12 protein-coding genes are annotated in these 13698 nt (G+C 38.6%); 9 read left to right on the forward strand and 3 right to left on the reverse strand.

Features of this window, described 5'->3' with window-relative positions; all coding sequences use genetic code 11:
- The first annotated feature begins 198 nt into the window (after window positions 1–198).
- On the forward strand, window positions 199–963 hold the full coding sequence (locus H4J54_RS04765) for an NRDE family protein (RefSeq protein ID WP_182189788.1): 765 nt from the start codon (window positions 199–201) through the stop codon (window positions 961–963).
- 96 nt (window positions 964–1059) lie between these two features.
- Here the strand turns inward: H4J54_RS04765 and H4J54_RS04770 are convergent, their stop codons facing one another.
- The gene (locus H4J54_RS04770; protein ID WP_182189789.1) at window positions 1060–1233 is read right to left on the reverse strand and encodes a hypothetical protein; all 174 of its coding nucleotides are present in this window, start codon (window positions 1231–1233) and stop codon (window positions 1060–1062) included.
- A 250-nt stretch (window positions 1234–1483) separates the two neighbouring features.
- Between H4J54_RS04770 and H4J54_RS04775 the strand changes: the two genes are divergently transcribed.
- From H4J54_RS04775 to H4J54_RS04785, 3 genes are all read left to right on the forward strand, one after another.
- Window positions 1484–2710, forward strand: coding sequence for a threonine/serine exporter ThrE family protein (locus H4J54_RS04775; RefSeq protein ID WP_182189790.1), 1227 nt, complete (start codon window positions 1484–1486; stop codon window positions 2708–2710).
- A 31-nt stretch (window positions 2711–2741) separates the two neighbouring features.
- Window positions 2742–3353: a TetR/AcrR family transcriptional regulator gene (locus H4J54_RS04780; protein WP_182189791.1), complete on the forward strand. Its 612-nt coding sequence runs from the start codon at window positions 2742–2744 to the stop codon at window positions 3351–3353.
- Between the two features lie 200 nt (window positions 3354–3553).
- Window positions 3554–4168 (forward strand): PilZ domain-containing protein, encoded by a 615-nt coding sequence (locus H4J54_RS04785; RefSeq protein ID WP_182189792.1) that lies wholly within the window; start codon window positions 3554–3556, stop codon window positions 4166–4168.
- A gap of 273 nt (window positions 4169–4441) precedes the next feature.
- Here H4J54_RS04785 and H4J54_RS04790 read toward each other — a convergent pair whose 3' ends face one another.
- Window positions 4442–5953 carry a CYTH and CHAD domain-containing protein gene (locus H4J54_RS04790; protein WP_182189793.1) on the reverse strand — a complete coding sequence of 504 codons (1512 nt, stop codon included), beginning with the start codon at window positions 5951–5953 and terminating at the stop codon, window positions 4442–4444.
- A gap of 207 nt (window positions 5954–6160) precedes the next feature.
- Between H4J54_RS04790 and H4J54_RS04795 the strand changes: the two genes are divergently transcribed.
- The 3 genes from H4J54_RS04795 to H4J54_RS04805 all read left to right on the forward strand — a co-directional run bounded on the left by H4J54_RS04795 (window position 6161) and on the right by H4J54_RS04805 (window position 9314).
- Window positions 6161–6760, forward strand: coding sequence for a TIGR04211 family SH3 domain-containing protein (locus H4J54_RS04795; RefSeq protein WP_182189794.1), 600 nt, complete (start codon window positions 6161–6163; stop codon window positions 6758–6760).
- Window positions 6761–6826: 66 nt separating this feature from the next.
- Window positions 6827–8263, forward strand: coding sequence for a capsule assembly Wzi family protein (locus H4J54_RS04800; protein WP_182189795.1), 1437 nt, complete (start codon window positions 6827–6829; stop codon window positions 8261–8263).
- Window positions 8264–8291: 28 nt separating this feature from the next.
- Entirely contained in the window at window positions 8292–9314 is a 1023-nt protein-coding gene (locus H4J54_RS04805; protein ID WP_182189796.1) for a glycosyltransferase family 9 protein, read from the forward strand.
- A 24-nt stretch (window positions 9315–9338) separates the two neighbouring features.
- Here the strand turns inward: H4J54_RS04805 and H4J54_RS04810 are convergent, their stop codons facing one another.
- Window positions 9339–10436, reverse strand: coding sequence for a CDP-glycerol glycerophosphotransferase family protein (locus tag H4J54_RS04810; RefSeq protein ID WP_182189797.1), 1098 nt, complete (start codon window positions 10434–10436; stop codon window positions 9339–9341).
- Window positions 10437–10918: 482 nt separating this feature from the next.
- Between H4J54_RS04810 and leuA the strand changes: the two genes are divergently transcribed.
- Together leuA and leuB are read left to right on the forward strand one after the other, a co-directional pair.
- Entirely contained in the window at window positions 10919–12514 is a 1596-nt protein-coding gene (gene leuA / locus H4J54_RS04815) for a 2-isopropylmalate synthase (protein WP_182189798.1), read from the forward strand.
- Between the two features lie 71 nt (window positions 12515–12585).
- Window positions 12586–13698 carry a 3-isopropylmalate dehydrogenase gene (gene leuB / locus H4J54_RS04820; protein ID WP_182189799.1) on the forward strand — a complete coding sequence of 371 codons (1113 nt, stop codon included), beginning with the start codon at window positions 12586–12588 and terminating at the stop codon, window positions 13696–13698.

The following is a 13698-nucleotide window of genomic DNA, read 5'->3' on the forward strand; positions in this document are numbered from 1 at the left end:
CAATCTCACTAATTATCTGATCATTTTTACTGGTTAAAATAACCCACTACTGCGTTATTTATTTAATAATTAGAACAACTAGTTATTAAAATAAATGCCTTATATTTGGCCATTTTTCCTGCGTACAAAGTAGACCACCTAATTAATGAAATTGGTATTAGCACCATTTATACACCCTATTTTGGAAAAAACCTTTTTATGTGTATCTTATTTATCGCTATTGAACAACATCCTGACTACCCGGTTATTATCTGTGCTAATCGTGATGAACTTCATCAACGCCCAACACAAAACATGCACTGGTGGCCGGAGCAAAAGATATTAGCGGGTAAAGATTTACAGGCACAAGGGACTTGGCTTGGCCTAAGCCCTGAAGGCGACTTTTCAGCCTTAACTAACTTTCGTCGACCGACAAGTTTTGATGCGAAAAAACGCTCTCGTGGTGATTTAGTGGTGCAAGCATTGCAAGACCCAGACTTTAAAACTCAGCAACATTTATCGCAAGTGTCCGATAAATACAACGACTTTAATCTTGTCTTTGGTCCGTTAAATAATTTGCAGGCATTTGATAGTGTTAATAAAAACTTTGTCAGCCTTCAGCCTGGCTTTCATAGCGTCTGTAATGGTGCATTAGATGATATTTGGCCCAAAATGGCCTTAGGGCTAAATACCTTGGAAGGTTTAATTACCACTGATAAGGTCAATGTTGCCGCATTATTCTCTGTGATGATGAACCAAGAACTGGCGCAAGCGCAACACTTACCGGTTACCGGCATAAGTGCAGAATTGGAGTCGCTACTCAGTAGTATTTTTATCATATCGCCTGACTATGGCACACGTTCGACAGCCATAATTTTGCAAGCAAAAACCGGTGATATTGACGTTTACGAACGTAACTACAATAGCGCTGGCGAGGTACTAAATCAAAACAAGTTCGCTATCGAGCCAAGCAAAAAAAGTTAAATGGTACTTTTACTAGAGGATACTTTTAATCCTGTTGATAAATAGTATTGATAAAAATGTCAATACTGTGCAAAAAACTCTGCAAAAAACGCAGTCTTACAACATCTGACGAATAATCGCAGCAATAATGGCAATAAATACCACTATCCAGAGTATTTTAGCGTATTTTTGCTGCTGCTCTACTACCATTGGCTTGCCAAAACGTTGTCCTAAAATCACCATCAAGGCAACCGCCGAAAATACACAAAATAAAATAATCAATAAAGTCATGTCACTTGTTACCTTAATAGCGAGATTTTACTAGCGCAGTTGAATTTTCAAGAAAAAACAATCTCGCAAGCTCAGATATCATACCGAGATTTGTACTATCTGCAAACTTTCCTAAACCTATCTGCAAACTTTCCTAAACAATGTATATGTTCTTTTAAATAACAAATTTATTAAGATCTGACATATCTGCTTTCATTTTAAAATTAATCATTTACCATAGAAAATTATTTTTAATATTAACGAAATTCCCATGGCAAACACTGATAGTTTTACCGATAAGCGTCGATTTATAATTCGTTTAGGTAAAGCTTTACATAAATTCGGTACTCCCGCTTATCGATTGGAGGCACATTTAGCTGATGTATCAAAAAGCTTAAATGTTTATGGCTCTTTTGTGATTAGCCCAACATCGTTAACCTTTGTTTTATCTGAAGATGACGAAAACCAAGACTACAATCATATTTTGCGTGTTGCGCCGGGCGAACTTGATTTAGGTTCATTGGCTCGTGCCGACGAATTGGTTGACGAACTTACCTCGGGTCAACGAACACTATCAGAAGCCATTGAACGATTAGACGAAATTGCCAACAAACCTAATCCTTATGGTCGACTTTTAACCTTTCTAGCTTTTGGCGCTTCAAGTGGTGCTTTTGCCATGCTAATGCACACCAGTTGGAATGACGTTTTTTGGTCCACCTTGTTGGGTTTTGTGGTTTGCTTATTTGCCTTTGGGGCAGAATACTCGCGCCGTGTCACCGATATGTTAGAGCCCATTGCCGCGATGACAACCGCTATTTTAGCCACGGCTATTGCCTTAATAGATCCCAGCATTAATATCCCCTTCGTGGTTTTATCCAGTATTATCGCGTTTATTCCAGGCTTGTCGTTAAACTTAGCTTTATCTGAGCTTGCCGCACGAAATTTGATCTCGGGTACCGCAAGGCTAATGGATGCCTTGATGATCTTATTTAAGATTTACTTTGGTGGTGTTTTAGGTATCGCTCTGGGAAAAATGATGTGGGGTGAAGTCGCTTTTATTCAGCCACCTAACACGCCAGATTGGACCTCATGGGCCGCAGTGACCACCTTATCAATTAGCTTAGTTATTTTATTTAAGTGCCGCAAAAAAGATGCACCTTGGGGGATTATTTCAGGTTACATTGCTTTTGGTGCCAGTATCATTGGCGCTGAATATTTAGGGGTTGCCCTGGGTGCCTTTGTGGGTGCCTTTGCTTTAGGTATATACAGTAGTATTTTTTCACGCATTATGAATCTTCCCTCAAGTATTGTTAAATTAATGGGCTTGGTGGTATTGGTACCAGGAAGTAAAGTGTATATTGGTTTAAGTAACGCAGTATCGGGGCAAACTATGCTAAATGCCACTGACATCGGCTCACAAACCTTTCTAATTTTCATGTCATTAGTGGCCGGATTAATATTTGCTAATGTGGTATTTCCATCGAGAAAAGTCCTTTGATTATCAGTAATAACACTAAGCAGCTTAACTAATGGCAACCAAAACAAAATATCACCATGGCGATTTGCGTAAGTCGTTAGTGATTACCGCAACAGAAATGGTGACAGAGGCCGGCATTGAAGGTTTGTCGTTACGTAAACTCGCAGAGCGCATTGGTGTTTCGCGCACCGCGGCCTATCATCACTTTACCGATAAAAATGATTTGTTATGTGCGATTGCTGAGCAAGGTTTTGCACAATGGCATCAGCGTGTGAGTGAAATTTTTTCTGAAGAAAAACTGTCTAATGAAGAGAAATATCGTCATTTTGTTCATGCTTATATCGGCTTTGCCACCAGTAACCCCTCGTTATACGAACTGATGTTTGGCCGGGTTATTTGGAAAGAAAATAATAGCACTGAAGCGTTAAAGAAAATTGCCTATGCAACTTTTAACTACCAAGTTGAAATGACCAAGTTATGGCAAGAACAAGGCATTATTATCAAAGAGGAAAATAGCTTAAGGTTGGCGCAAGTAACTTGGGCTACTTTGCACGGTATCGCGCGTTTGGTTATTGACGGTATATACGCACAAGATAGCCAGATTGATGAAATGTGTGAATGTGCCGTTAACGTGTTTCTTGCTAGTACGCACAATAGCCATTAAATTAAGTCAGTGAGCAATGACAAGTGAGACTAAATAGTCAAGAGCAAGGCGCTTAATTGAGTATTAGTTGATTATTGGGATTAAAACTAACGCAAATATTTAGTCCACTTTAGAATAATCGTTTATTTATCTCAATAGATATAGCTAGCCATTGAGATAATGAATGAGACTACTTGAGCAAATTATAAGGTGATTTATTTATGACAACCGCTGACCATCAGACAAAAATCGCTCAATTTGATGAGTTTTTTTCCATAAACTATACTTTTACCATCAACGCTAGTGTTATCGACTTAGCGCAATTGCCAAATTATCAGCAGTTTATTGAAAACATGCCAGCACCTTTTAAAATAGCGGCAGAAGTCAATACCGTCGATAAAAATGCCCTACGCTCGCTACAAGCAGTGACTGGGGTTGCTAGTCATTTAATGGATTACCTTAATCATCAAGCAAAAAAAATGGACCTACTGGTAGGTTACATTCTTAGTCAACAAAATGATGCAAGCACAAGATTTCAAGCTATTAACTTTGGTGGTGGTGGCATTATTTTTAAAACCACGGCACCTAACCTCTTTAACACGGGTGACTTTCTTGAATTAAAGTTATTTTTTGCTGATGAAAACACCGCGCTTTATTGTGTTGGCGAAATTGTCAGTAGTGAAATAGTTGACCACGAAAGCCAATACAAGGTGATTTTTCATCATATTCGTGAAGAAGATCAAGAAGCCTTAGTGCGACATAGTTTGCATCAACAATCAAAACAGCTACAAGCACTAGCACAACAGCGTAACCAAGCTAAGAATACTTCAGCGTAAACGCCTAAACCCTTGACCTTACGGCTCATTGAACTTACAAGGCTAAGCTCAGTGCGTGCTTAAAATCTTGACCATAAGCCTGCCTAAAAGCTTTATTAATAAAAATAACAGTGTTTACTCTACTGATTTTAATATTAAAAAAATAGCCTAGTGGATTACTAAGCTATTGTTTGGCTGTTATTGAGTTTATCACTCAGTTATTGTTTATCTCTCAGTTATTGCTCCGCGATTAATAAGCATTAAACACCTAATGATAAATTCTGACTGTTAGTGCTACTCAAGCCAATACGGCTCCATTTCAATAGCAATAGCTTTAGTATTGTCTAATGCCAATAACAAGCCTTGTACTTTACTCTGCTGCCACTGTACCAGTTTTTTTGGCGGCTCAGAGAGTTTTTCTAATTGCAGCTGAATAATCCACAGTGACTGTAACTCGCTGATACCTTGTTGTAAGTCTAGCCATGGCCGGCGAAACTTATCTCGTAAATCATTATCAAATAGTCCGGCAAGCCAAGTACCGGTTAATGAGCTGCGATACAATAGTTTGCTTTGTGCAATATATTGCTGACAGTCTGAACTCGCCATGTTCTTCATCTGTGCACTAATTTCACTTAAGCTCAATTGAATTTTATCTTGAGCAAATTTAATCAGCGTATCATCACCGACTTCACTCGCCATAGCGGTTTGCTCACTACGCGCTAAATAACCTTGTAATATCGACAGTTGCAGTTGATTAAAACGACTACTATGTAACAGCTGGCTAATATCATCACTATCAGGAAAACGACGTTTTTCTATTTGAAGTTGTTCGATTAGTAGCTTGCTAAAATCAAGTTTTTTGCGGTAATTACCGGTTTTATTGGTCAGTTCTTGCAAATGTATCGCGTTATCAACCCAAGTAAGTAAATGCACAAAATGACTTAATTCATCTCTGATCAGTAACTCATCCGGCGATAAATAGTCTGCGAATAACCAAAAACCATGACGAATAAGCGCTAAGTTTGCTTTTACTGCCACTAATTCATGCAAGGTTGGCGTGGCTAAATAAGCCTCAATACTATTTTGCAGGCGGGTAAGCCCATAACTCAGTCCGTCGGTAAAGGCGTTAGCAATTGAATCACTACCTTTGTGGCAAATAAAACTTTGTTGTGGGGTAGCTGCTACTACTGGCTCGGTTCGCCAAAGCGCATAACCTCGTGCCGCTTTACTTTTCAAGCCTGGGCGCAGTGCTAGCGCTTTAAAAAGCAATGAGGCTAAAGTAAATAGTGCAGATTTATCTCCCTGAACCAACTCAAATTCAAGCTCGTGAATGCGCTCTTTATTCTCAGCACTGGCCACTTCGCCTTGATCATAAGCCAGCTCAACCCTATTGCCACTGGCATCTGTGATTAACCAGGTACAACGTTTAAAGTCAGTATTGAATAAGGCAACTAAATCATGTTGAATATTTTCAACCGATTGGCTCGGTTGCCAAATTTCATCTGGAAAAAGCCTTAATATCGGCAGTTCACCTTCAATATCAACGTTATATTCAGGGCGACTATGTAAACCACCGACCACCTGCCCAGCGGTTTTGATTGTTTGCTCAATATGACTATTGCTTCGGCGAACTCTCAAGCCCATATCATGTTGTCGCAAATTCAACTCTGGGGTATCGAAATAGCAATTAGCGAGTTGCTTTTCTTGATAGCTGAAGTGAATATTTTCACGATTAAGTGTTTGGGTGATTTTTTCTACTGTGTCATTGCCTAAAACTAAATATTTAAGCTCTATTTCGGTTGTCATACTTTTCCAATATTAGTTATAAATCAAGCCTATTAACTGCAGCAGTGATATTTTTTGTACAATTACAGCCAATAGTAGTGTCAATCTTACATGATTAATAATTTATATCAAAAATCTTAGGAATCTAAGCGACTCCACTTGCTATCATTCCTGCAAAGTCCTACTATCTTTGCCATTCTCTGTTTAAATGGCGCTATTGGTTATTTCATGATAAACATAAAACAAAAATTCGTTGCACTATTATTTTTTACTTCCTTATTCTCTTTTGCTGAAGAGTCTACTAATTCAACCACTACCGGTTATATCTCTGAAGATTTAATTGTTTATATGCACTCAGGCGCAGGTAAAAATTACCGTATACAAGGTACGGTAAACGCGGGTGAAAAAATACAATTAACCGGTCAGTCGGCTAATGATTACAGCGAGATCATTAGCGATAATGACCGTACTGGCTGGATTGAAAGCAAACTTGTCTCAACAAAACCAGGCATGCGTTATGTTATTGCTGATCTCAATGAAAAATTAGCGACTTTTCAATCAGGTAAAAGTGATGTTACTCAGCAACTCAACGAAGCAATAAGTGAAATTGACGCGTTAAAATCTGAGCGTAGTGACCTACAAAACAGTATTTCAGCACTCAATATGGATTTAACAGCAACTAAATCACAATTAAAAAATCAAGATACTAGCATTAAAAAACAATGGTTTTTTAATGGCGCAATCGTATTAAGTATTGGTTTATTATTTGGTTTGATCTTACCGCGTTTATTTTCAAAGCGTAAATCAGGCATGGAAAACTGGGGCTAACTAAGCCCATTTTATTATGGTTTGCTTGAAAAACCAATAAAATTAAAGAACACTGGAATAACATTTTTGAAAACTTTGCTTTATATATTTGTCATCAATATTTGTCTGATATCATTGACCACTCAGGCAAATGGCGTTTCCCCCTATTTACCTTTAAAAACCGATCCTCTACTTGAATTAGAGCTTGAAAAACTCGCTACCATAGCCAAATTACCAATTTTAACACGCCCATATCATGCGGCAACAATCTATAAATACTTAGCTAAGATTAAAAGTAGCCATCCTACTTTATATCAAAGGCTAAATGCTTATATAAAACGTTATAAAAAAACCAAAGCTGTTACTCATTTTTCAGCAGAGATTAGTCACTCATTTAAAGATGATTTTTTAATGGCCAATCAGCGAGGTCTTGATATTGACGATTATTTCAAAATATCAACAAGCAGCTTTTGGCAAGTCAATGAGCACCTTATTTTAAATGCGGGTGGCACATTTTATAACGGTGAAGTAATTCCAAACAATAGCTATATTTCCTTTGGCTGGGATGTCTTGCAAGTTGATATTGGCTATCGAGAACACTGGTTATCACCGACGCAAGAAGGTGCATTACTCTTATCGACTCAAGCTAAGCCAGCGCTTAATGTGACTATTAGTAACCCTGAACTATTAACAGATTGGCATATTAAATATGAGATGTCTGTCGGTGTATTAGAAAGACAAAACGGTATCCAATTTGATCGCGAAAAAGCACCCGTTTCAGGTAAACCAGCACTTATGTCTTTACACCTTAGTTTTCAACCACTTGATTGGTGGACCATAGGTTTTAATCGAACCTTGATGTTTGCCGGAGACGATGGTGACATATCGATAAAAGACGTCTGGAATGGCATAACTGATCCGGTAAACAGTGATAATTGCGGTGGCAGCGGCACCGAGTTACAAGATTGCTCTAAAGAATTTGGCAACCAACAAGCTTCTATTAGCAACAAGTTCGATATAGCGCCATTTAACTTGCCTTTAAGCTTAACCTGGGAGTATGCAGGTGAAGACACCAAAGACCATAAAAATTACCAACTGGGTAATATCGCACAAAATTTTGGTATATTTGTTCCATATTTAACCACTAATACCTCAATAAATTTTGAATATAGTAAATTTCATCGTCGATGGTATGTGCATCATATATATGGCGAGGGTTACTCAAACGACAAAGTTCAAATGGGCCATTGGTGGGGTAACTTGAAAGCAACGGACGATAAAGCTGCTGGTAGTGCAATGAGTATGAGATTCGATTGGCAGAATGTTGGCGGCTACCAGCTTTCAATGTTATATCGTTCAGCAGAGTTTGACTCATCAACTATTGAGCAATATCAACGCTCTCACGAAGTTGAACTATCAATAGCAAAAGCCATGAAAAGTGCTTTTTTAGAAGCTAAGTTAACCTTAGGTGAAGATGCTATAGGCGGTCAATTTTTACGTACTAGTTTCAAAATTCGTTGGTAATTTTGAATTAACTTCAGCAGAAAGTGATATGGAATATATTATTAAACCTTTCAATCATATTGTTGTTTTTATGCCTAGATTTTTAGGTGATTGTATCAACTGTACACCTGCACTTAAACTGCTTGAAACTAGCTATCCAAAGGCAAAAATCACCCTAGTTATCAGGTCAATTCCAGCCCAAGCTTTTAATAGAGATGAAAAATTTCAACTGATCATTGATGAAAGACCTAAAAATAAAGTTCAAGGGATTATTGCCCTTATTAAGTCTTTAAAAAATGAAACCTTTGACGCTGGCATATTAATGACTAATACGTTAATCGATGCTGTGCTCGCTAGAATAAGTGGCGTGAAAAACCTTATTGGATACAATAAGGAGATGCGTAAGCCATTACTAACAAAGGCTTTGCATCTCGACATACGTCGCCATTATATTAATCGCTATGCTTATATTACCAATGCACTGTGTGATAATAGTCATAAAAATCTACCTGAAGTGGAATTATTCTATGATAAAACGCAAAGTGTTTTAGCCGATATGCATAAAACTAAAATTGGTTTTTGTATAGTAAATAAAGCCAAATTAAGCCGGCATTACCCCGTAAGACACGCTGCTGAAGTGATCAGTTTATTGAATCAGCAGCTCCAAAAGCCAACATCGTTTTATATGTTAGGTGCACCAGAAGAAACAGTTGAAGCTGAACAGGTAGTAAGCTTGTGCCAAGAAAAGGGCACAGTAAACATCCATTCTTTGGCAGGAAAAACGACTATAGTTCAACTTATTGATACTATTGCTGATTTAGATCTTCTTATTACCGTGGATTCAGGGCCGTTACACGTCGCGGCAGCAACAAAAACCACAACCATTGCATTACAAAGTAAAGGCACAAGTCCATTTAGCAACGTGTGCCCCAAAGGTAAGCAAGTTACCGTGATAAATAATGCTGGCAACTATATTAATGATGATGACCAAATATTAGATATATCACCAAAGCTTATTGCTAAAACAGCCATGGAATTAATCGAAAATAAAAACGCCCTTTCAACGACCTAGTAATAAATTAAATTTACCTAAAAACTAAAAGCGCCAATAATTAAGTTTTTTTCGCATTTTAAACTGACGGATAAAATCACTTGGATGAGCAGCTAAATTTACGCTGTCTTCTATGGTTTTATCGATCGCGGTTAAAACTCGCTGAGCAGAAAGTCCATCATGATAAGGATGTACCTCATTAATAAAACCTTGAATATTATCCATTAACTCTTTTGGTCGAGTCAATGCGTACTCTATAGCTTGTTCAAGCTCATCTGGATTTTGAATGTCAAATAAATGGCCCTTAGGGTCAATGTTTTTAAAGGTAACCACAGGTTTATGCTGTAATAAAAACATTAGCATTACCGATGATGTGTCACAGACCATGATATCCGCTTGCTTCAACAAGGGTATAACATCGCTAGTCTCAACAAACGTTAGATATTCACTTTCTATTTCTTTGAAGCTATCGACAATATTTTTTGACATTTTAGGGTGAAACTGCACCAACCAACGCCAACGCCCCGACTCACTGAGCTGCTTTATTATCGGTAATAAGTGTGGCGCAGCACATAAGCGCTTTGAGAATGTTGAGCAAAATAATATTGTCGGCTTTTCGTGATTAGGTAATTTGGATGTGTCACGCGTTGTATTTCCCTCGAATAAAGAGGATTTTTTCTCTGCCCCAGTATCTGGCTTAAACAAACGATCTAGAGCACTCCAGCCCGTTTCAATGACATTAAATTTTTTCGGTGCCCCTTGTAGTGCTAAAAAACGTCTTGTTGATTCAGGTCCTTGCGTGCAATAAAGCTCAAAACAATGCCTATCTTTGTAATGGTCATTATTGCCCTTTTTATCTAATTTACCAGCATCAAAACCATGAAAAATAGCCACATTAATGCCCGGTAGAAACGTTGGCGCATTATTAGCTGGGTATAATACCGCATCAGGGTTATAAGCAAATATTGCACTGACATCGGCTAATTGGCCTTCATCATCATTAAAAAGCGTTTTATCAACGGCGGTCCCCTCGACAAACCAAGCAACCTGATCTCCTCGAATTAAGGCTTGTGTTTGTATCGGCCTTAAAATGGCGAAACTATAATTTTGACTTATATAAAACAAATATTTTTTAGAACTCATATTACTAGCATCTTTAATATAGACTTAATCATTATTGCTTTTTGCATCCGCTTTAAGTTGTTCTGACGAAGACACTAATTAAACAATTTTAGTGAGGTTTTTCTAATAATATCATGGAAAAATAGTAAGTTGATGAAGATTATTGCCAAGCTTTAGAGAGCACGCGAAATTTTCTATAACTAAAGCCCCAAAAGCTTAATAAAATGTTTTAAAGTTAACGTTGACAGCTTGATAGAAAGTGCGCTATTAATAAGACACTAATTAGTTATTAAACTATAAAATTAAGCAAAAGCATCGATGAAAAACTTTACTAACATGATTCGAATTAACCTCCTCCTCGCATTATCCATGCGCGGATAGGTTTTATTGCTTTAAATAATAAGTAGATAACATAATAAAACACTAAACCCGCGCTAATAAGCGCGGGTTTTTTTATGCTCGTAATTTAGCGTAAATTTTCACAAAAAAAATCAGGAACATACATGGGCATTTCTAACGATAACGTTATTATTTTTGACACCACATTACGTGATGGTGAGCAAGCATTAAACGCCAGCTTATCAGTACATGAGAAATTACAAATAGCACATGCAATTGAGCGCTTAGGTGTCGACATTATGGAGGTGGGTTTTCCCATTTCTTCACCGGGTGATTTTAAATCAGTGCAAGAGATAGCGCGCAGTGTAAAAAACTCTCGAGTATGTGCCCTAGCTCGTGCAGTAGAAGCAGATATTAAAGCTTGTGCCGAGGCTTTGAAACCAGCCGATCAATTTCGTATTCATACCTTCATTTCTACTTCTGATGTCCATGTGCAACAGAAATTGAAAAAAAGCTTTTCGGATGTCCAAGCAATGGCGATACACGCCATCAAATATGCCCGTCGATTTACCGATGATGTCGAGTTCTCTTGTGAAGATGCAGGCAGAACTCCGATTGACAACTTATGCCGTATGGTGGAACAAGCGATTATAGCCGGCGCTACCACAGTCAACATTCCTGATACCGTAGGTTACACTTTACCTAACGAATTTGGCGGTATTATAGAAACCTTATTTAATCGTGTACCTAATATTGATCAAGCGGTTATCTCTGTGCATTGTCATAATGATTTAGGCTTAGCCGTAGCTAACTCAATGTCAGCCGTGCAAGCGGGTGCAAGACAAATTGAATGTACCATTAACGGCATTGGTGAACGTGCAGGTAATTGCTCACTTGAAGAAGTCGCGATGATCATGAAAACCCGCCAAGAATTGTTAGGCGTGCATACCCGTATTAATCATCAAGAAATAGCCCGCACCTCTAAGTTAGTCAGCCAGCTTTGTAATATGCCAGTACAACTAAATAAGGCGATTGTTGGCGGCAATGCTTTTAGCCATTCATCAGGTATCCACCAAGACGGCATGTTAAAAGCCAGCAACACCTATGAAATTATGACCCCTGAAAGTGTCGGTATCAGCAAAACCAAGTTGAACTTAACCTCGCGTAGCGGCCGACATGTGATTAAGCATCGTATGGAAAGCTTAGGTTATCAAGAGTCTGATTATGAAATAGAAACACTTTATGCTGACTTTTTAGCCTTAGCCGACAAAAAAGGCCAAGTCTTTGATGATGACTTAGAAGCTTTACTTTTTAATATTCAGCAACAAGACCAGCAAGACTTTTATCGCTTACAAACCGTAAATGTGCAAAGTGGTGGTAGCGAATTTGCTACCTCGAGTATCAAGCTTGCCATCGGTGATGAAAACAAAATTGTTTCCGCAACGGGCAATGGCCCTGTTGATGCGCTGTACCTTGCCATTAAAAAAGCTATTGATATGGACTTTGAAGTTAGCGACTACAAAATTTCGAATAAAGGTGAAGGTGAAGACGGTTTAGGTAAGGCTGACATTGTGGTGTCGTGGCAAGGGAGAAATTTCCATGGCTACGGCTTAGATACCGATATTATCAAAGCATCAGGTTATGCCTTGGTCAATGCTCTTAATGGTATTCATCGTGCTATTACCGTTGCCGAGCTGAAAACTGAGCTAAAATCTGAGTTCAAAAAAGAAGCCGCTATTGATGGCCAACGCCAAGTTTAGTTGAACAGTAGATTCATTTATTTATTTATTATATTTATTATATTTATTATATTTATAGGTTTAAAAACACTATGTCGAAGATTGCAATATTAGCCGGTGACGGTATTGGCCCAGAAGTGATGGCCCAAGCAGAAAAAGTTTTAGCAACAGTTGCCCAACAGTATAATTTTAAAATAAGTACTCAGCATTATGATGTCGGTGGCTGCGCTATCGACAACCATGGCCAAGCACTACCAGAGAGTACGGTTAAGGGCTGTGAACAAGCTGATGCCATTTTATTTGGCTCGGTTGGCGGCCCTAAGTGGAGTGATTTACCCCCCACTGAACAACCAGAAAGAGCATCTTTGCTGGGTTTACGAGGTCATTTTGGGCTATTTTGTAACATGCGCCCTGCACAGCTGCAAAGCGCTATGTCACACCTTTCCCCTTTACGCGCTGATATTTCACAAGCGGGTTTTAATATTTTAGTGATACGAGAATTAACTGGTGGTATCTATTTTGGCGAACCTAAAGGTCGAAAAAATCAAGGCCAAGAAGATGAAGCCGCCTTTGATACTATGATTTATTCTCGAAAAGAAATCAGTCGCATCGCACACCTTGCTTTTCAAGCGGCCCAGAAGCGTCGTAACAAGGTTATATCTATCGATAAGGCCAATGTACTAGCATCGTCTCAATTGTGGCGAGAAGTCGTGATTGAAGTAGCAAAAGACTATCCTAGTGTCGAAGTTGAACACATGTATGTTGATAACGCTGCTATGCAATTGGTACGTAACCCTGCACAGTTTGACGTCATGTTATGTTCTAACTTATTTGGCGATATTTTATCTGACATCTGCGCCATGATCACCGGCTCTATGGGACTATTACCTTCAGCCAGCTTAAACGAACAAGGCTTTGGTATGTATGAGCCCGCTGGTGGCACAGCGCCAGATATCGCGGGCAAAGGCATTGCTAATCCTATTGCGCAAATTCTTTCAGCGGCATTAATGTTGCGTCATAGCTTAAATCAGGCAGAAGCCGCTACCGCGATTGAAACTGCCGTGGCAAAGGCACTCAATGCCGGTAACTTTACCGGCGATTTATTAAGTGCCGAGCAACGCCATAACGCTAAATCGACTAACGAAATGGGCGATATTATCTGTCAATATATCGTCAACAACCCAAAAACTTCAGGAGCAAAATAG

Source organism: Colwellia sp. MB3u-8, assembly GCF_014076985.1.
Taxonomy (GTDB): Bacteria; Pseudomonadota; Gammaproteobacteria; order Enterobacterales; family Alteromonadaceae; genus Cognaticolwellia.

Excerpts from the sequence above, each read along its gene's own strand:
- H4J54_RS04790 (WP_182189793.1), bottom strand. The coding sequence starts at position 5,953 with ATGACAACCGAAATAGAGCTTAAATATTTAGTTTTAGGCAATGACACA.
- H4J54_RS04765 (WP_182189788.1), top strand. The coding sequence starts at position 199 with ATGTGTATCTTATTTATCGCTATTGAACAACATCCTGACTACCCGGTT.
- H4J54_RS04780 (WP_182189791.1), top strand. The coding sequence starts at position 2,742 with ATGGCAACCAAAACAAAATATCACCATGGCGATTTGCGTAAGTCGTTA.
- H4J54_RS04775 (WP_182189790.1), top strand. The coding sequence starts at position 1,484 with ATGGCAAACACTGATAGTTTTACCGATAAGCGTCGATTTATAATTCGT.
- H4J54_RS04770 (WP_182189789.1), bottom strand. The coding sequence starts at position 1,233 with ATGACTTTATTGATTATTTTATTTTGTGTATTTTCGGCGGTTGCCTTG.
- leuB (WP_182189799.1), top strand. The coding sequence starts at position 12,586 with ATGTCGAAGATTGCAATATTAGCCGGTGACGGTATTGGCCCAGAAGTG.
- H4J54_RS04785 (WP_182189792.1), top strand. The coding sequence starts at position 3,554 with ATGACAACCGCTGACCATCAGACAAAAATCGCTCAATTTGATGAGTTT.
- H4J54_RS04810 (WP_182189797.1), bottom strand. The coding sequence starts at position 10,436 with ATGAGTTCTAAAAAATATTTGTTTTATATAAGTCAAAATTATAGTTTC.
- H4J54_RS04805 (WP_182189796.1), top strand. The coding sequence starts at position 8,292 with ATGGAATATATTATTAAACCTTTCAATCATATTGTTGTTTTTATGCCT.
- H4J54_RS04795 (WP_182189794.1), top strand. The coding sequence starts at position 6,161 with ATGATAAACATAAAACAAAAATTCGTTGCACTATTATTTTTTACTTCC.
- leuA (WP_182189798.1), top strand. The coding sequence starts at position 10,919 with ATGGGCATTTCTAACGATAACGTTATTATTTTTGACACCACATTACGT.